At 61.7% G+C, this 17,092-nt stretch carries 18 protein-coding genes; 11 read left to right on the forward strand and 7 right to left on the reverse strand.

Annotated elements, in window-relative coordinates:
- Positions 1-14 precede the first annotated feature (14 nt).
- Positions 15-1,592: a DUF2079 domain-containing protein gene (locus tag K3555_RS10680; RefSeq protein WP_260008461.1), complete on the forward strand. Its 1,578-nt coding sequence runs from the start codon at positions 15-17 to the stop codon at positions 1,590-1,592.
- Between the two features lie 97 nt (positions 1,593-1,689).
- On the opposite strand, the gene K3555_RS10685 is transcribed toward K3555_RS10680, so the two are convergent.
- A complete protein-coding gene (locus K3555_RS10685) occupies positions 1,690-1,953 on the reverse strand; it encodes a DUF2312 domain-containing protein (RefSeq protein WP_024089791.1) in 264 nt (87 codons plus the stop codon).
- 193 nt (positions 1,954-2,146) lie between these two features.
- On the opposite strand from K3555_RS10685, the gene K3555_RS10690 reads away from it, so the two are divergent.
- On the forward strand, positions 2,147-2,365 hold the full coding sequence (locus K3555_RS10690) for a hypothetical protein (protein WP_024089790.1): 219 nt from the start codon (positions 2,147-2,149) through the stop codon (positions 2,363-2,365).
- Between the two features lie 29 nt (positions 2,366-2,394).
- On the opposite strand, the gene K3555_RS10695 is transcribed toward K3555_RS10690, so the two are convergent.
- A complete protein-coding gene (locus K3555_RS10695) occupies positions 2,395-2,610 on the reverse strand; it encodes a hypothetical protein (RefSeq protein ID WP_129370651.1) in 216 nt (71 codons plus the stop codon).
- Positions 2,611-2,903: 293 nt separating this feature from the next.
- On the opposite strand from K3555_RS10695, the gene K3555_RS10700 reads away from it, so the two are divergent.
- From K3555_RS10700 to K3555_RS10715, 4 genes are read left to right on the forward strand one after another with little or no spacing between them, the layout of a single operon-like run.
- On the forward strand, positions 2,904-3,767 hold the full coding sequence (locus K3555_RS10700; RefSeq protein WP_260008462.1) for an MBL fold metallo-hydrolase: 864 nt from the start codon (positions 2,904-2,906) through the stop codon (positions 3,765-3,767).
- Positions 3,768-3,789: 22 nt separating this feature from the next.
- Positions 3,790-4,215, forward strand: coding sequence for a YeeE/YedE family protein (locus tag K3555_RS10705; RefSeq protein WP_260008463.1), 426 nt, complete (start codon positions 3,790-3,792; stop codon positions 4,213-4,215).
- Positions 4,215-4,649: a DUF6691 family protein gene (locus tag K3555_RS10710; RefSeq protein WP_260008464.1), complete on the forward strand. Its 435-nt coding sequence runs from the start codon at positions 4,215-4,217 to the stop codon at positions 4,647-4,649. The genes K3555_RS10705 and K3555_RS10710 overlap by 1 nt, the downstream gene beginning before the upstream one ends.
- Positions 4,650-4,660: 11 nt before the next feature.
- Positions 4,661-5,086, forward strand: coding sequence for a TIGR01244 family sulfur transferase (locus tag K3555_RS10715; RefSeq protein ID WP_260008466.1), 426 nt, complete (start codon positions 4,661-4,663; stop codon positions 5,084-5,086).
- Positions 5,087-5,351: 265 nt separating this feature from the next.
- On the opposite strand, the gene K3555_RS10720 is transcribed toward K3555_RS10715, so the two are convergent.
- The 5 genes from K3555_RS10720 to K3555_RS10740 all read right to left on the reverse strand — a co-directional run bounded on the left by K3555_RS10720 (position 5,352) and on the right by K3555_RS10740 (position 11,555).
- Positions 5,352-6,692: a FliM/FliN family flagellar motor C-terminal domain-containing protein gene (locus K3555_RS10720; protein ID WP_260008468.1), complete on the reverse strand. Its 1,341-nt coding sequence runs from the start codon at positions 6,690-6,692 to the stop codon at positions 5,352-5,354.
- 84 nt (positions 6,693-6,776) lie between these two features.
- Positions 6,777-9,455 carry an ATP-binding protein gene (locus tag K3555_RS10725; RefSeq protein ID WP_260004992.1) on the reverse strand — a complete coding sequence of 893 codons (2,679 nt, stop codon included), beginning with the start codon at positions 9,453-9,455 and terminating at the stop codon, positions 6,777-6,779.
- Complete coding sequence (locus K3555_RS10730) at positions 9,455-9,787, reverse strand: hypothetical protein (protein WP_129370644.1); 333 nt, start codon at positions 9,785-9,787, stop codon at positions 9,455-9,457. The genes K3555_RS10725 and K3555_RS10730 overlap by 1 nt, the downstream gene beginning before the upstream one ends.
- Positions 9,784-10,164: a response regulator transcription factor gene (locus tag K3555_RS10735; RefSeq protein ID WP_259992618.1), complete on the reverse strand. Its 381-nt coding sequence runs from the start codon at positions 10,162-10,164 to the stop codon at positions 9,784-9,786. Before K3555_RS10735 ends, K3555_RS10730 begins: the two co-directional genes overlap by 4 nt.
- A gap of 92 nt (positions 10,165-10,256) precedes the next feature.
- Positions 10,257-11,555, reverse strand: a complete 1,299-nt coding sequence (locus K3555_RS10740) for a short-chain fatty acyl-CoA regulator family protein (protein ID WP_259984749.1) — start codon at positions 11,553-11,555, stop codon at positions 10,257-10,259.
- A 231-nt stretch (positions 11,556-11,786) separates the two neighbouring features.
- Here K3555_RS10740 and K3555_RS10745 point away from each other — a divergent pair, with 231 nt between their 5' ends.
- The 5 genes from K3555_RS10745 (at position 11,787) to K3555_RS10765 (ending at position 17,029) form a co-directional block, all read left to right on the forward strand.
- Positions 11,787-13,133 carry a substrate-binding protein gene (locus tag K3555_RS10745; RefSeq protein WP_260004993.1) on the forward strand — a complete coding sequence of 449 codons (1,347 nt, stop codon included), beginning with the start codon at positions 11,787-11,789 and terminating at the stop codon, positions 13,131-13,133.
- Positions 13,134-13,264: 131 nt separating this feature from the next.
- On the forward strand, positions 13,265-14,287 hold the full coding sequence (locus tag K3555_RS10750; RefSeq protein ID WP_129370641.1) for a branched-chain amino acid ABC transporter permease: 1,023 nt from the start codon (positions 13,265-13,267) through the stop codon (positions 14,285-14,287).
- 3 nt (positions 14,288-14,290) lie between these two features.
- Positions 14,291-15,493 (forward strand): branched-chain amino acid ABC transporter permease, encoded by a 1,203-nt coding sequence (locus tag K3555_RS10755; RefSeq protein ID WP_259984753.1) that lies wholly within the window; start codon positions 14,291-14,293, stop codon positions 15,491-15,493.
- A gap of 12 nt (positions 15,494-15,505) precedes the next feature.
- The gene (locus tag K3555_RS10760) at positions 15,506-16,261 is read left to right on the forward strand and encodes an ABC transporter ATP-binding protein (protein ID WP_259999395.1); all 756 of its coding nucleotides are present in this window, start codon (positions 15,506-15,508) and stop codon (positions 16,259-16,261) included.
- A 12-nt stretch (positions 16,262-16,273) separates the two neighbouring features.
- Entirely contained in the window at positions 16,274-17,029 is a 756-nt protein-coding gene (locus K3555_RS10765) for an ABC transporter ATP-binding protein (protein ID WP_259999397.1), read from the forward strand.
- Positions 17,030-17,092: the final 63 nt, after the last annotated feature.

Raw genomic sequence — 17,092 nt, forward strand, 5'->3', positions numbered from 1 at the left:
GAATCTGTCGTCAAATGAAATCAACCGAAAGATGCTTTTACTTCCGGTCCGATTTGTATCAGCACCATCACTTTTTGGCTAGGTGTCAAACTGCCCGCTGCCTGGCCCGCCTTGCCGGCCAGAACCTGCGGGGAATTTCAAACTGCGCCGGATTAACCTATAAGGGCATAAAAACGTTGAGGACGGGCATGACAAATCAATCGAATCCATCCGCCAAGCCAGCCGCTCGCGCACCGGCCAGCGCTGCTCTGCCGCGTGAGACAGCGCTGTTTGCGCTGGCGGCAGGCGTCATCATCCTGGCCTCCAGGCTGCTGGCAGCCGGCCTGCTCGACATCCGCCCCGATCCCATTCATCTGGACGGTTCCTACCAGCATCTCCCGGCGCAGCAGCTGCATGACGGTTTGCTGGATGCCCTGCTCACCCTGCACTCCCAGCCTCCGTTCTGGAATTTCCTGCTGGGGATCGCCGCCAAGGCCTGCAGCGCACAAGACGCCTGCATGATCCAGCTGATCTGGAGCAGCCACCTGGTGCTAAGCGTCCTGACCGCCGTCTGCATGTTTGCGGCGCTGCGACTGCTGGCGCAATCGCGGCGCCTGGCCTGGCTGCTGCCGTTGACCTACATTCTGTCGCCGGCCGTGTTTTATTATGAGAATTTCCTCCTCTATGCCCATTTCACCTCAGCGTTTTTTGCGCTGTCCTGCCTCTGTGCCCTGCTGTTTCTGAAATCGCAGAGGACGCTCTATTTCCTGCTGTTCTGCGCCTGTCTGGCGGTGCTGTCATTGACCTGGACGCTGTTCCACCCGATCTACATCCTGCTGGTGGCCGGGCTGCTGCTGTTCAAGACCGCAGCGACCCCTGCCCGTTCGGCCATCCTCGCCGTGACATTGGCAGTCACGCTGCTGCCGTCGGTGAAGAACAAGGCGGTGTTCGGCATCTTCAGCTCCGGCAGCTGGCTTGGCCTCAATGCGTCGCAAACCGCGCCTGAGCCGATCGAAGGCTGCTCGTTCAAAACATTTGCCCAAGTCCACGGGCTAATCGGCCAGCATACCGGCACAGCGCTGAATGATCCGCGGATGATCCCCTATTCCAAGACCTGCCTGAAGAAATCGCTCGAGGTCATCGCTGCCAGCCCGGTGCAATACGCCGCCGGCGTCGTGGTGCGGGCTTCCACCAGCCTGTCGCTGTGGCCGAACGAATATTTTTACCCGCCGCTGAACTGGGACCGTTTCCCAAAGATCCCCGACACCAAGCGGGTGCTGACGGCCGAGAACAAGATCATAATCGACCCCAGCATGTCACGTTTCCTGACCCTGGCGCTGAATCTGTTCGCGCTGATCGCCCTGGCGGAACTGGCCCGCCGGGATCAGGACCACACACGCCGGGCCTTCTTTCAGGTGATGCTGCTGTCGGTGGTGCTGTTCCTGGGCGTGGCCCATGCGGTGAACGGGCCGGAACAGGAGCGTATGAGATACACGCTGCACCCGTTGTTCTGGGGGCTTTATGCGGTGGTGTTCCAGGAGGCCGCCCGGCGCGCAGGGCGGCTGACCCGCCGCATCCGGGTAAAGGCCCTGCCGGAAACCGGCAGCTCATAATAAGCCGTAAGGACCTGCGTCAGCTGGCTGGTGCCGCAAGCGGGCAACCCCCTCCGGCACCAGCAGAAACGCACGCGGGACCGCGGTCCCGCCGGGCTTACATGCCCAGGGCTTCCTTATACATTTCCAGCACCGCTTCTTCTTCGTCGATGTCGTTCTGGTCGCGCTTGCGCAGCGCAATGATCTTACGCATGACTTTGGTGTCGTAGCCGCGTGCTTTGGCTTCGGCCATCACCTCTTTTTGCTGTTCGGCGATGGTCTTCTTTTCTTCGTCCAAACGCTCGAACCGTTCGATGAACTGGCGCAGTTCGCCAGCGGTCACACGGTAGTTTTCGCTTTTTTCGTCTTCGGTGATATCCATCTGCGGCTCCGTCGGCACATGCTGTCAATTGCTGTCGGAGCAAGGGGATAGCGCCCTGCCCGCTGCGCCGCAAGCAAGGAAAGCCGCAGGGCCGCTGTAAGCGGCAAAAACCGGCGCCCGTTCCCTCGCGGCTTGCACGCAAAGCCCGGATCGGCTAGGCGCGGCGCAGCGCGAAAACCGCAGGAGCACGCAAATGTTCGAACTCATCGTCTGGGCCGGAGCCGCCTTGTCCATCGCCGGTCTGCTGGGCCTGGTCTGGTGCATTGTCCGCGTCGCGCGTGCGCGCCGCCAAAAACTGGACGACGAAGCCCTGCGCGCGGTCGTGCAATCAGTGCTGCCCTACAATCTGGGCGCCCTGCTGCTGTCAGTTCTGGGACTGATGCTGGTTATGACGGGCATTTTCCTGGGCTGAAGCCTGGGGCGCCCTGCCTGACAGACCGGCTAGACCGGCATATTGTCAAACATCTCTTCAACCGCTTCTTCGCACAGTGCGGCTTCCAAACGGCGGAAGCGGCCCGGCACCGCAGCACCCGTCTTGCGCATGTGATCCAGCAACCGGATAAACTCAGGCCGCATGGCAAGCCGGGCAGTACCGGTCTCTTCAAGAATCCGGGTTTCCAGATTCTCGACGGTGTGCAGCAGGTCTTCTTGTGTCATTGGCAGTCCTCCCTGGATCATGATGGGGTTATGCTGGTATTTCACAACAGCTGCATGAAAGCCCGCAAAAATTAGGCGCCCGACCGCCTATTTGTGAAATTTTGCCGGCCGGTTGACGGTTTTGCAGGCGTCACGCACGCCTGCCAAGCATACTGCAGCGCAACCTTACCCTGTCTTGACACAGGTCAACCGGCTGCGATGATTTCAACGGCACCATCGGTCTACGCACCGGCATCCTTGAAACACATTCTCTAATCAATATATGATTATTCAAACTCAAGGGAGAGCAACAGATGACCCCCGCCGTCAAGGCCTTCTTCGACGAAGCCACCAACACCGTTTCTTATGTGGTGGTTGAGCCTGAGGGCTCCGCCTGTGCCATTATCGACTCCGTTCTGGACTACGACCAGGCAGCGGGCCGCACCGGCACGGCATCAGCCGATGCCATCATCGCCTGGATCAAAAAAGAAGGCCTGCGGACAGAGTGGATCCTGGAAAGCCATGTGCATGCCGACCATCTGTCTGCCGCGCCCTACCTGCAAGAACAGCTGGGTGGCAAGATCGGCATCGGCGCCCAGATCACCGTGATCCAGGACACCTTCGGCAAAATCTTTAATGAAGGCACCGAATTTCAGCGCGACGGCAGCCAGTTCGACCGCCTGTACCGCGAGGGAGACGCCTTCATGATCGGCCAGATGCGCGGCGAGGTGCTGCACACACCGGGCCACACGCCCGCCTGCCTGACCTATGTGATCGGGGACGCGGCCTTTGTCGGCGACACGCTGTTCATGCCGGATTTCGGCACCGCCCGCTGCGACTTTCCCGGCGGGTCTTCAACCGATTTATATAATTCGATCCAAAAGATCCTGGCGCTGCCCGGCAACACCCGCATCTTTGTCGGCCATGATTACAAGGCGCCGGGCCGCGATGATTACGCCTGGGAAACCACCGTAGGCGAACAAAGGGCGCTGAACGTGCATATCGGCGAAGGGCGCAGCATTGAGGAATTCACCCGAATGCGCGACGCCCGTGATGCGACACTGGGCATGCCGCGTCTGATCCTGCCGTCGCTGCAGGTGAATATGCGCGCGGGCCAGATGCCGGAACCGGATGATCAGGGCAATGTCTTTCTAAAGATCCCGATCAACAAGATCTGACCGAAGCAAGCGGAAGGCGATCATGGAAACGGATTGGATTTTGGGCTTGGCGGGCGGCATGCTGGTCGGGCTTGGCGGTGCCGTCTACCTTTTGGGCAACGGACGCATCATGGGCGCCAGCGGTATTCTGGGCGGGCTGCTGGATGGCAGCGGGCAGAGCACCGCAGGGGAAAGACTAGCCTTCATCACAGGTGTAATTGCCATGCCGTTGCTGATGGGCCTGCTGGCAGGCACACCGCAAACCCATGTCACCAGCAGCGCCACCGTGCTGATCATTGCGGGATTGCTGGTCGGCCTTGGCACGCGGATGGCCAACGGCTGCACGTCCGGTCACGGGGTCTGCGGTGTTTCCCGGCTGTCCTTGCGTGGCATCACCGCGGCGGCGGCATTCATGCTGGCAGGTATCCTGACGCTGGCAGTTCTGCGCCAGGTTATGGGAGTGATCTGATGCTTCGTATTCTTCTGGCACTGATTGCAGGCAGCCTGTTTGGCGCCGGGCTAATGCTGTCAGGCATGACTGACACCGCCAAAGTACAAGGGTGGCTGGATGTTTTTGGGCGCTGGGATCCCACACTAGGCTTTGTTATGGGCGGCGCGCTGCTGCCGATGGCACTGGCCTGGCGGCTGGCAAAGGGACGTCAGCCTGCCGCTGGGGGCAGCTTCCCCGCCCTGCCGCGCGCCGGGCTGGACCGGCGGCTGATCCTTGGATCCATTCTGTTCGGCGCGGGATGGGGCCTGGCGGGGCTCTGCCCCGGTCCTGCAATGGCCTCGCTCAGCTATAACGGATGGCAGGGCGCGCTGTTCCTGGCGGCGATGGCCTGCGGCATGATAGCCGCTCCCAGGCTCAGCCGGCATCTGGACCGGCGCGCCGCAAACGCGTAAAGACTCGGGATATGGATGCACGCGTTATTACCCCCCGCTATTCGGTCTCGCCGCAGATCTCGGCTGAGGACTTGCCCGCCATTGCCGACGCCGGCTTTAAAACGGTGATCTGCAACAGACCGGACGCGGAAGTCCCGCCCAGCCATCAGGCTGAGGCGATCCGCGCAGCCGCCGAAGCCGCCGGGCTGCGGTTCGAGGTTCTGCCGCTCACCCATCAGACCATGACACCCGAAAATGCAGCCCGCCAGCGGGCGCTGTATGAAGGCTGCGAAGGCCCGGTGCTGGCCTATTGCGCGTCCGGAACCCGCTGTTCTGTGGTTTGGGCGCTCAGCCAGGCCTGCGATATGTGCGCCGATGACATTCTGCTGAAAACCGCAGCCGCCGGCTATCAGCTGGACGGGTTGCGGCCAGCACTGGATTCCCTGGCGGGAAATTAACCCTGTGAAAACTCTGCCTGCGTCGAATGTTGCTGGCAGCAGCCAAACCTTTGGCCGACGCGGGAAACCCGGATCTGACCAATACTGATCACCCCAGGCCGGAACCCAATGCGTCAACCGGACCCGGCGCCTGCACTGATGAATGTGCAGGCTGCTAACCGTTTGGAATGGCTATAAGGGTTTGGCTGCCCGCGGCGCCCCCGGGATAAGCCCCTGGAGTCCGGGGCTGAGTGATGGCGGTTCGCAGCGCAAAGAACTTAATGAATCAGTTACTTCCTGGCAAGGCGCCGTCCAGCCCGGCCAATTGCGAGATTTCTGCCGCGGCATCCCCCGGGTCAAAATCCCCCAAGTCGACCGCGGGAAGATCAGGCAAGTCAGGCAGCCCGCCGTCCAGCCCATCCATGCCCAAAGCGCCATCGTCGCCAAGACCGGGCAAATCCATTGCGCCCATTCCACCCATTGCGTCATCCATGCCGCCCATGCCGCCGTCAAAACCGCCGTCACCCAGCGCAGGAAGCCCCTCGCCGTCCATACCAAGACCGCCGCCCAGACCCGGTGCCGCTTCCAATGCAGGCAGGCCCGTGTCGTCCATCGGGTCCTGCAGTCCCTGCGCGGCAATTCCCATATCGAGTGCCGGAGGTCCGCCGCCCATCATGTCGGCGCCTGCCCCGTCGGAGAACCCCATTCCTTCTGCCCCGGCATCGCCTGCCAGCCTGGCCCCGGACTGGTTCAGCCGGACTGCACGCGCGCCGTTCATTTGGCCCAGGCGCCCCTGAGCAATCGACTGGCCGCCAATGGTCAGCAGGTCGGTTTCATACAGAAAGGCGGAATCCAGCGGCAGCGAATCGCCGACTTTGAGGCCGGTAAAATCCCTTAGGGGCACCCGCATCTTGCACAAAACAGCCGACAGCTCCGCCCGGATCGACCCCAGATTGCGGCCCAGAGATGGACCTTGCGCACCGCTTCCCTGACCGTCCTGCAGTTCTTCGGCAGTGGGTTCCGGAAGTATCAGCTTCATCACGCCCTGCATGGCGCCGCAGGCCAGATCCAGGTTCAACTCGATCACCCGGTAATCCTCAGCCTCCATGCCCAGCACCAGGCTGCGCACATTTTCAACCTGTGCGCCAAAGCGGTAACCGGTAAAGATTGCCTGATCGGCTTGGCCATCCAGCATCGCAAACACCTTGCCAAAGGTGCGTTCCAGAAACTCTGCCGTCATGGCTGCATCTGTCGGGGTATAGTGACGCTCGTCCGGTGCTTTGCCCATCACCGTACCGATGGTCTGCTGCTGGATCAGCGCTGTCACCGTGGCTGCATCCATGCTGGCTGCACCCATTCTGCCATGCGGGCAATCCAGCACCACCAGAAGATCCTTATCCGACAGCTGCTCTGCCAGATCTTCGGGAATGCGGTTGGATTGCCGGGCTGCCAGAACTGCCACCGGCAATCCGCACAGGTCCGCAGCTGCCCGCGCCACCGATCGGCGCAGTGCTTTCAGCGTCAAGGAACTGGTAAGCGCCCCAACACCTTCCTTTGTCGCTGCCAGCTTGCGTGCAAGCACACCCTGCTTGCCGCTGCCTGCCTCTGCTGCTTCTGTTTCAGACATAGGCTGTTTAACCTGCCCCTTGCACGTCCCGTTTCCCCGTTTTTAACCGAAAGGAGGTTAACAACTCCTGTACCTCGGGCCAGGTTACGCAGCCTTTTCGCCTTCTGCGGGTAAGGAAACCCGGAACGCACCGCCGCCGTGCCCCGGCAGATAGGAAACATTGCCGCCCAGCCGTTGCATAACTTCGCGGCAGATTGCCAAGCCAAGCCCCGCACCGCCTGCCCGCTCGGGGCTGACACGCGAAAATTTCTCAAAAATCATCTGTTGAAATTCTGCCGGCACGCCGCTGCCGTTGTCAGTAAAGTCGATCTGCAGCCATCCGCTGGTTGCGGAGGCGGAAATGGACAGTTCCGGCTCCGCAGCATCGCAATATTTCTGGGCATTGGCGATCAAATTGATAAAGACCTGCGCCAGCCGGTCGAGGTCGGAGGATATGCGCACCCCTTCCGTTGCGGGATTGCGGCAGACCTTGAGCGGACGGTCTGATCCCGCCAGTGCGGCGGCCACCGCGTGGTCCAGCACGTCCGGCAGGGCGCCGGCCGACATGTTCAGGCTCACCTGACCGTTCTCCAGTACGCTGAGGTCCAGAAGATCGTTCAGCAGCCGGGTCAGCCGCAGCGTTTCGTCATGGATGATCCCGGCATAGTGGCGCTGATCCTGCGCGCTCAGCTGCCCGTCATCGCGCAGGATTTCCGAAAACGCCCGGATCGAGGTCATCGGCGTGCGCAGCTCATGGCTGACCTGGCTAAGGAAGGCGTCCTTCTGTTCGGAAATTTGCGTAAGTTTTTCGTTTGTTTCCCGCAACTTGCGGGCAGTCGCTGTTAGCTCTGCCGATTGCGTCTCCAAGCGGCTGGAATACTCCAGCATCTGGGCGGTTTCATCCGCAACTGCCAGCAGATCCGCAACCGAAACCGAAGAGCCGCCGGCGATCTGGCCAATCATCGCATGCGCTGCAGCCGCGCCGATGGAGGCGCTCAGCTCGCGCTCCAGCCGTTCAAGAAAGGCCGGTGTCGGCTCAGGCAGCGGGCCGCGGCCGCCCTGCCGCAGCCGCTCGCGCTGAAAGAACGCTTGCGCTTCTGCGGCACCCAGAATCCGCTGCGACATGATCATCAGATCTTCGCATTGCGCCACAGATCCGGTCCAGCCGCGCGGGCCGGCGGAATGGTCGAAGACATTGACGAATTGCGCGCCCTGCAGCCGCTCCAGCGGGCTGGGGAAGCTCATCAGCGACACCAGGCAGAACGCCAGCGCATTCAGACTCATCGACCACAAAACGGCGTGAACGGTCGGATCCATGGCTTCGATTCCGAACAGCGCCTCGGGACGCAGCCAGCTTAGGCCAAACAAGCCGTCACGCAGGATATGCTCGGGCAACAACCCGCCGCCCAGGGCCGGCAGCAGCATGGTATAGAGCCAGATGGCAAACCCCACCGTAAGCCCGGCCAGTGCGCCGCTGCGGGTGGCACCGCGCCAGAACAGCCCGCCAACCAGCGCCGGCAGAATTTGCGCCACCCCGGCAAAAGAGATGAGGCCGATGGCGGCCAGCGCCGCAGCGCCGCCGGACAGGTGGTAATAGAAATACCCCAGCGCCATGATCACCGCGATCGACACCCGGCGCGACAGCAGCACTACATCGCGCACATCGCCCGAAACCGACGCCCGGCGGTTCTGCAGCCGCAGCCAGACCGGCATCACGATGTGGTTCGATACCATTGTGGACAGCGCCATGGCGGCCACAATCACCATCGACGTGGCCGAGGAAAACCCGCCGAGAAATGACAGGACTGCCAACCCCTGCTGCCCCTGCTGCAGCGGCACTGTCAGCACAAACATATCCGGGTTGGCGCCTGCAGGCAGCAGCTCCAGCCCGACTGCGGCGATGGGGACCACAAACATCGAAATCAGCAGCAGATACAGAGGGAATGCCCATGAGGCGATGCGCAGGTGGCGCTCATCCTCGTTCTCCACCACCATCACCTGGAACATCCGCGGCAGGCAGACAAAGGCCGCCGCAGCCAGAAAGGTAACGGTGGCCCAACGGCTGCCATCAACGTTCCACTGGCCGATTTGCGAGGCGTCAATTCTCTGCAGCGTCTCTCCCACGCCGCCGGCCACGCCCCAAACAACAAACACCCCAACCGCCAGCAACGCCGCCAGTTTGACGATGGCCTCCAGCGCCACCGCGGTGACCACCCCGTGGTGACGCTCATTGGCGTTCAGGTTGCGGGTGCCGAACAGAATGGCAAAAACCGCCAGTCCTGCTGCCACCCAGAACACGGTGTAGGTTTCATTGTAGCTGCGCAGCGGATCCGCCTCGGCAAAAATGGCAAAGGACAGCGTGATGGATTGCAACTGCAGCGAAATATAGGGCGTGACGCCAATCACCGCGAGAATGGTCACGCCGGCCGCCAGCAGGTTCGACTTGCCATAGCGCGACGACAACAGGTCGGCGATTGACGTGATCCGCTGGCTGCGCCCGATCCGCACCAGTTTGCGCAGGCCCCACCACCATCCGATCATCACCAGCGACGGGCCAAGGTAGATCGTTACGAACTCCAGGCCTGAGCGCGCGGCATAGCCAACCGCGCCGTAAAAAGTCCAGGCGGTGCAATAGATTGACAGCGACAACGTGTAGATCAGCGGCGACCGCATCCAGGCGGCGCTTTTACCGCGGGTTGCCATCCGGTCGGCCCAGAAGGCAATGAAAAACAGAAACGCCACATAGGCGAGACAGACAACCGCAAGCACGTTGAGCGAGGCCATCAGCGGTCCTCCGCTCCGTCCGGAGATCCTGCCCCGTCCGGCCCGCCGCCGGTCCAATGATCCGCCCAACGCTGCACAGCGAGGCTGAAGGCAAAACAAGCACCGATCAGGCCGGTCCAGACGGCAAAAATATAGATGATGGCCGACGACATACTGACACCATCGCGCGCCGCGGGATGGGTGGAGGCTTCGGGCCACAACAGCGGCAGCGCCAGCAGCAATGCGCCCAGAACCGGCAGCAGGCGGGCAATATCCATCAGCCTGCGGCGGCGGTAGGTCTGGCGTTCCGCGCGGGTGCCTGTTTGCTCTTCGGCGCCGCTCCCCTGTGTCATCCCTGTCCGGCCTGGGCGTGCAGGTCGCGCACCGCCGTCAGCACCTCGGCATTGGAGAAGGGTTTGGTCATAAACCGCGTCACCCCCGCCTTTTCCGCCATCTCGCGGTCGCGCATCTGGCCGCGGGCGGTCAGCATCAGCACCGGCAGTGCGCCCATGCCACCCTCGCTTCGCAGCTCGCGCACGATCTCCAGACCGCTTTTGCCCGGCAGCATAAGGTCCAGAATCACCAGATCGGGATTGGCATCGCGGATCACCTCCACCGCGGTGGCACCATCGGTATGCGCATCCACGCTCCAGCCGTCCCGTATCAGCAGAAACCGGATGGCCTCGGTGATATTCGGCTCGTCTTCGATCAGAACAACATGCCTGCCCATCAGCAGAATTTCCTCCCGGCGCCGACTGCCGGCCAGGCCGGTCCGCAGACGCATTCATTTTTGTGCAGATTAGCCCCGCGGCCGTGTCACTGTCAAAACTCTTCCTTCAGAATCGATGGCTCGCGCCGCGCCGGACAGCCCTGGCGCGGGCAGATCCGGCAACTGGCGCCAACCGGCTGCGGATCCCGTGCATCCTTGGCGCCGGGCAGGATCAGCATAACCGCCCTGTACATAGGATCAGCGCCAAAATCCTGCATCTCCTGCGGCCAGGCCACCGCCATGCAGTCAAAAGCCGCCGCGTTGCGCCCCTGCTGCAGAACATTGCGCCGCACCGGGATATTCGGGTGCACAAGCGCAGTATACAGCGGCCACAGCGGGCAGGACGCCCCGAAACGCGGCATCGAAAACCCGGTCACAGGCTTGCGGAACAAAAGCGTGCCTGAGGCATCGCAGACCACCAGCCCGGCCTCCTGCCCCAGCACCTCCTCAGGCAGCGCCGCCAAACGGCGCAGCACGGCAGGGAGCCCGCATTTGAAGCGGCGCGCGATCGCCACCGGAGCAACCCCATCCGCCTGGATTTCCTGCTCCAGCGCCTGCAGCGGCATCGCCAAGGCATCCGCCCGGTATTGCGCCAAGGCAGCCTGTGCCAGGCTGCGGGCCGCCGGGCTTGTCAAAGCAGGGGCAGTCTGGACCAGCTGTCCGGGTTCAGCGGAACCATCCTCCAGTGCAGGGAAGTGAAACCCGTTTTCCTGAAAGAAGACCTCGGCCTCCTCTTGCGGCATTCCGCGGCGGTCGTCGCTGGTGTCGCCCTCGTCCAGAAAATTCACCAGCGCCCGGCTGCTCTCGGACAAGCGCAGGGAATCTTCGTTGAGGTTCTTGTGAAAGCGGTCGCGCCACTCCGGCTCCAGTTCGCCGGTCTCTGCCAGGATCGACGCGGTGGAGCGGATCGCAGCAGCAGTCGACAGCACCTCATGCACCGAGGCCGCCAGATTGGGATCATGGGTCAGCCGGTCTGACAGGGTTTCCACCGTGCGTTCCAGCGTGGCAATGCGGCGGTGGCCGGCTGCCAGCACCTCGGCCCAGCCGGGAAACCGGCCGGCAAATTCATCGACCCGGTCCAGCTCGGCCACCGGCACCCCGCTGTCCGCCGCCGCCTCCCGCAGGGTAGAGATCAGGGCCGCCTCGGCCCCCTCGCTCAGCATCGACGGCTCCACCCCCAGCACCCCAGCGAGATCAACCAGCAGCTTGCCGCCGATTCTGCGCCGGTTATGTTCGATCAGGTTGAGGTAGGAGGCCGAGATCCCCGCCTCCCGCGCCAATTCGGCCTGACGCATTCCAAGGATCAGCCTGCGTTCGCGGATCCGGCTGCCGGTCAGGGTATCGCGTGCCATTATGCGTGGCCTCCCAAAACACTGTCAATTCAACGGCTTTCTGCGTTGCAATATAATACAATTTACAGAATGCCACTGAATACTGTTCAGTTATTTACAGAAATTTCAAGCAATAAAAGGGATTTATTGCCTGGCTTTACATAGCGCGCTCATACTGATTTTGCACGAAACGTGCTGGTGCTGCGCAGAAGTGAGGAGCTGCAAGGCACTAATCATATTAGGGAGGAATACATGTCTGAATTTGACGCATCGCGCCGCAGAGTCTTAAAGACCGGCGCAATCGCAGGCGCCGGTATGGCGCTGCCAACGATCTTTACCGCCTCTTCCGCCGCGGCTTTTACCAATGAACCGACCGGCGGCACCGTGACCCTGGGCTTCAATGTGCCCCAGACCGGCCCCTACGCTGATGAAGGCGCCGACGAGCTGCGCGCCTATGAACTGGCGGTCGAGCATCTGAATGGCGGCGGCGACGGCGGCATGATGAACACCTTCAGCTCCAAGGCGCTGCAAGGGAACGGCATCCTGGGCAAGAAGGTGGAATATGTCACTGGCGACACCCAGACCAAGTCTGACGCAGCCCGTGCCTCGGCCAAGTCGATGATCGAAAAAGACGGCGCGGTGATGATCACCGGCGGCTCGTCCTCGGGTGTTGCGATTGCCGTGCAGGGTCTCTGCCAGGAGGCAGGCGTGATCTTCATGGCTGGCCTGACGCATTCCAACGACACCACCGGCAAAGACAAAAAAGCCAACGGTTTCCGCCACTTCTTCAACGGCTATATGTCGGGCGCGGCGCTGGCGCCGGTGCTGAAGAACCTCTATGGCACCGACCGCACCGCTTACCACCTGACCGCCGATTACACCTGGGGCTGGACCCAGGAAGAATCGATTGCAGCCGCAACCGAGGCCCTGGGCTGGAACACCGTGAACAAGGTGCGCACGCCGCTGGCCGCGACCGACTTTTCCTCCTACATCGCGCCGGTTCTGAACTCTGGCGCTGATGTGCTGGTTCTGAACCACTATGGCGGCAACATGGTGAACTCGCTGACCAATGCGGTGCAGTTCGGCCTGCGCGACAAGGTGGTGAACGGCAAGAACTTCGAGATCGTCGTGCCGCTCTACTCCCGCCTGATGGCCAAGGGTGCAGGCGCCAACGTGAAGGGCATTCACGGCTCCACCAACTGGCACTGGACGCTGCAGGACGAAGGCTCCAAAGCGTTCGTCAAATCCTTCGGCACCAAATACGGCTTCCCGCCGAGCCAGGCCGCCCATACCACCTACTGCCAGACGCTGCTTTACGCGGATGCGGTTGAGCGTGCGGGCACCTTCAACCCCTGCGGTGTTGCCGGAGCGCTGGAAGGCTTTGAATTCGACGGGCTGGGCAATGGCAAAACCCTGTACCGCGCCGAAGACCACCAGTGTTTCAAAGACGTTCTGGTGGTGCGCGGCAAGGAAAATCCGACCTCGGAATTCGACCTTCTGGAAGTGGTCGAGGTCACCCCGCGTGCACAGGTGGAATACGCACCGGACCACCCGATGTTTGCCGGCGGCCAACTGGGCTCCTGCAACCCGGGCGCCTGAAGCCCGCCACTGGCGCCGGAATTATGCAATAGTTCCGGCCCGGATTCCGTACCGGAATCCGGCTGCGCCGCATCGCGGGTCTTCCGGCATTGCCGGAAGACCCTTCCCTGACCTGACGAACGGTGGGACCCATGGACGCCATTCTCCTGCAAATCCTGAACGGGCTCGACAAGGGCTCGGCCTATGCGCTGATCGCGCTGGGATTGACACTTATCTTCGGCACGCTTGGCGTGGTGAACTTTGCCCATGGGGCCCTGTTCATGATCGGCGCCTTCTGCGCTGTCACCGTGCAACGTTTTCTGAACCTCAGCTTTGAGACCGTCGACGAGACCCAGACCGACTTTCTGGGCAACCCGCTGAAAGTGAAAACCCCCTACGTCGAGGCCTGGTTCGGTCCCGAGTTCGGCGGCTCCATCATCGACTGGGCGGTGCCGCTGGCGATCCTCTTTGCCATCCCGATCATGATCGGCGTCGGCTATGTGATGGAACGCGGTCTGATCAAGCATTTCTACAAGCGACCCCATGCGGACCAGATCCTGGTGACCTTCGGCCTTGCCATCGTGCTGCAGGAAGTCATCAAGTATTTCTACGGCGCCAACCCGATCCAGACCCCGGCCCCGGACGCGCTGAACGGCGTGATGAACCTGGGCGCTGTCATCGGCATGGACATCATCTATCCGGTCTGGCGCGTGGTCTATTTCTTTTTTGCAGTGCTGATCATCGGCGGCATCTTCAGCTTCCTGCAATTCACCACATTCGGCATGGTGGTGCGGGCCGGCATGGCCGACCGCGAGACCGTGGGCCTGCTGGGCATCAACATCGACCGCCGCTTCACCATTATGTTCGGCATCGCTGCCGCTGTCGCAGGGTTGGCCGGTGTGATGTACACGCCAATCAACTCGCCCAACTACCACATGGGCATGGATTTCCTGGTCCTCAGCTTTGTGGTGGTGGTTGTCGGCGGCATGGGATCGCTGCCCGGTGCGGTGCTGGCGGGTTTCCTGCTGGGTGTTCTTGAGAGCTTCGCCTCGATGAACGAGATCAAATCGCTGATCCCCGGCATCGACCAGATCATCATCTATGTGGTCGCAATCATCATTCTGCTGACCCGTCCACGGGGCCTGATGGGCCGCAAAGGCGTGATGGAGGACTAAGACATGTTCGGACTGGATAAAAAAGACACCTCTATGCTGATCATCGTCGCCTGCCTGACGCTGTTCGCCCCCTTCATCCTGAACCCCTTCCCCACCGGCAGCGCCATGGCGCAGTTCAACGCGGGCTATCCGGACCTGATGCAGCGCTTTGTGATCTTTGGGATCTTCGCCATCGGATTTAACATTCTGTTTGGCCTCACCGGCTATTTGTCATTCGGCCATGCGGCTTTCCTTGGCGCCGGATCCTACTCGGCCGTCTGGATGTTCAAGCTGGTGGGCATGAACGTGATCCCGGCGATCCTGCTGTCGGTCATCGTTGCAGGCCTGTTCGCCTTGCTCATTGGTTTTGTCAGCTTGCGCCGCTCCGGCATCTATTTCTCGATCCTGACACTGGCCTTTGCCCAGATGTCCTTCAACCTGGCCTATTCGGTGCTGACCCCGATCACCAATGGCGAAACTGGCCTGCAGCTGACACTGGAAGACCCACGCATCCTGGGTGTCTCTGCCACCGCGGACGGCTCAATCCCGGTGACCAGCCTGTTCGGCCTGGAGATGCGTTCAACGTTTGAGCTGGCAGTCGGCCCCTGGGCCTTTCAGTTCAACGCGGGCTATTACCTGTGCGCGCTGATCCTGCTGGCGGCCTTCTACCTGTCGATCCGCATCTTCCGCTCGCCCTTTGGCATGATGCTGCGGGCGGTGAAATCGAACCAGCAGCGAATGAACTACACCGGCCTGAACACCCGGCCCTATACCCTGGCGGCCTTTGTGATCTCGGGCATGTATGCGGGTCTGGCTGGTGGCCTGATGGCCTCGATGGACCCCTTGGCAGGCGCTGAGCGGATGCAGTGGACAGCCTCGGGCGAGGTGGTGCTGATGACCATCCTCGGCGGTGCCGGCACGCTGATCGGCCCGGTGCTGGGTGCAGGATTCATCAAGTACTTCGAGAACATTTTCTCGAAAATCAACGACAACGTGCTGCACAGCTGGTTCAGCTTTATGCCCGACGGGATGGAGGATGCCCTTGTCTTTCTGGTCCACCCCTTCATCGGCAAAGGCTGGCATCTGACCCTGGGTATCCTGTTCATGCTGGTGGTGATCTTCCTGCCCGGCGGCCTGGTAGAGGGCGGCCAGCGGATCAAGGGCTGGCTCAGCCGCCGCAAGGCCAAGGACAGCAATACGTCCGGCAAAACCAACCCCGCGGAATAAGGAGACAACACAATGGGTATCCTTGAAGTCAAAGACGTGGGGAAACGGTTCGGCGGCCTGCAAGCGCTGTCCGAGGTGAACCTCAGCGTTCAGGAAAACTCGGTCCATGCGATCATCGGACCAAACGGCGCGGGCAAATCCACCCTGCTGAACTGCCTGGTGGGCAAGCTGATCCCCGACACCGGATCCGTCATGTTCGACGGCCAGTCGGTGCTGGGCCGCGCGCCTTACGAGATCAACCAGATGGGTATTTCCCGTGTGTTCCAGACGCCTGAAATCTTTGGTGATCTGACGGTGCTGGAAAACATGATGATCCCTTGCTTTGCCAAGCGCGACGGCGCGTTTGAGCTGAACGCCCTGTCATCGGTGCTGAAGCAGAAAGACATCCTGCAAAAGGCCGAGCATATGCTGGAAGAGATGAACATGGCGGACAAGCGGCACATGCATGCCGCCGCCATGTCCCGCGGCGACAAGCGGCGGCTGGAGATCGGCATGTGCCTCAGCCAGGAACCCCGGCTGCTGCTGCTGGACGAACCCACTGCCGGTATGGCGCGGGCCGACACCAACAACACCATCGACCTGTTGAAACAGATCTCGGACCAGCGCGACATCACCATCGCCATCATCGAACACGACATGCATGTGGTGTTCAGCCTCGCCAACCGGATCACCGTCCTGGCCCAGGGCACGCCGCTGGTCGAGGACGACCCGCAAAACATCCGCGGCAACCCCAAGGTGCGCGAAGCGTACCTGGGCGAGTCGGCGTAAGGAGAAACCAACATGAATGTGAAGCCCGATTTCTCCAAAAGCGCCAATGCGGCCACCACCGCGCCTGCCTTCCTGTCGGTCTGGGATGTCCACGCCTATTACGGTGAAAGCTACATCGTGCAGGGCATCAGCTTCAACGTCCACGAAGGCGAAATCCTGGCCTTGCTGGGCCGCAATGGTGCTGGCAAAACGTCTACCCTGCGCTCGATTGCCCGCACAGGGTCCCCCTTGGTGACCCGCGGTGAAATCTGGCTGGACCATAAACCGCTGCACAAGATGGAATCCTATGAGGCCGCATCCGTGGGCCTGGGCCTGGTGCCTGAGGACCGCCGCATCATCCCCGGCCTGACGGTTGAGGAAAACCTGCAGCTGGCGCAGATCGCGCCGCCCGTCGGCTGGTCGCTGGAGCGTCTGTACGATCTGTTCCCGCGCCTTGGTGAACGGCGCAAGCAGGAGGGCGTGACCCTCTCGGGCGGCGAGCAGCAGATGCTGGCAATTGCCCGCGCGCTGGCCCGCGACATCAAGGTGCTGCTGCTGGACGAACCCTACGAAGGCCTGGCCCCGGTAATCGTCGACGAGATTGAAAAGACCCTCATCCACATCAAGGAACAGGGCATGACAACCATCATTGTTGAGCAGAACGCGGTCCGCGCCCTGGAACTGGCGGACCGTGCGGTGATCCTGGATACCGGCGGCATCGTCTTTGACGGAACCGCCGCCGAGGTTCTGGAAAACGAAGAGCTGCGCGCCGAATACCTGGCGATCTAAAACATCCTTTTGCGTCATACCGAAACTGGCAGACTGAGGCCACCCCGACCGGGGCTGGCCTCT

Source organism: Leisingera sp. M527, assembly GCF_025141525.1.
GTDB lineage: Bacteria > Pseudomonadota > Alphaproteobacteria > Rhodobacterales > Rhodobacteraceae > Leisingera.

Coding starts and splice junctions, on each gene's coding strand:
- K3555_RS10760 (WP_259999395.1), top strand. CDS start 15,506: ATGGGTATCCTTGAAGTCAAAGACGTGGGGAAACGGTTCGGCGGCCTG.
- K3555_RS10725 (WP_260004992.1), bottom strand. CDS start 9,455: ATGGCCTCGCTCAACGTGCTTGCGGTTGTCTGTCTCGCCTATGTGGCG.
- K3555_RS10695 (WP_129370651.1), bottom strand. CDS start 2,610: ATGACACAAGAAGACCTGCTGCACACCGTCGAGAATCTGGAAACCCGG.
- K3555_RS10740 (WP_259984749.1), bottom strand. CDS start 11,555: ATGGCACGCGATACCCTGACCGGCAGCCGGATCCGCGAACGCAGGCTG.
- K3555_RS10705 (WP_260008463.1), top strand. CDS start 3,790: ATGGAAACGGATTGGATTTTGGGCTTGGCGGGCGGCATGCTGGTCGGG.
- K3555_RS10685 (WP_024089791.1), bottom strand. CDS start 1,953: ATGGATATCACCGAAGACGAAAAAAGCGAAAACTACCGTGTGACCGCT.
- K3555_RS10755 (WP_259984753.1), top strand. CDS start 14,291: ATGTTCGGACTGGATAAAAAAGACACCTCTATGCTGATCATCGTCGCC.
- K3555_RS10710 (WP_260008464.1), top strand. CDS start 4,215: ATGCTTCGTATTCTTCTGGCACTGATTGCAGGCAGCCTGTTTGGCGCC.
- K3555_RS10700 (WP_260008462.1), top strand. CDS start 2,904: ATGACCCCCGCCGTCAAGGCCTTCTTCGACGAAGCCACCAACACCGTT.
- K3555_RS10750 (WP_129370641.1), top strand. CDS start 13,265: ATGGACGCCATTCTCCTGCAAATCCTGAACGGGCTCGACAAGGGCTCG.
- K3555_RS10720 (WP_260008468.1), bottom strand. CDS start 6,692: ATGTCTGAAACAGAAGCAGCAGAGGCAGGCAGCGGCAAGCAGGGTGTG.
- K3555_RS10730 (WP_129370644.1), bottom strand. CDS start 9,787: ATGACACAGGGGAGCGGCGCCGAAGAGCAAACAGGCACCCGCGCGGAA.
- K3555_RS10765 (WP_259999397.1), top strand. CDS start 16,274: ATGAATGTGAAGCCCGATTTCTCCAAAAGCGCCAATGCGGCCACCACC.
- K3555_RS10745 (WP_260004993.1), top strand. CDS start 11,787: ATGTCTGAATTTGACGCATCGCGCCGCAGAGTCTTAAAGACCGGCGCA.
- K3555_RS10680 (WP_260008461.1), top strand. CDS start 15: ATGAAATCAACCGAAAGATGCTTTTACTTCCGGTCCGATTTGTATCAG.
- K3555_RS10690 (WP_024089790.1), top strand. CDS start 2,147: ATGTTCGAACTCATCGTCTGGGCCGGAGCCGCCTTGTCCATCGCCGGT.
- K3555_RS10715 (WP_260008466.1), top strand. CDS start 4,661: ATGGATGCACGCGTTATTACCCCCCGCTATTCGGTCTCGCCGCAGATC.
- K3555_RS10735 (WP_259992618.1), bottom strand. CDS start 10,164: ATGGGCAGGCATGTTGTTCTGATCGAAGACGAGCCGAATATCACCGAG.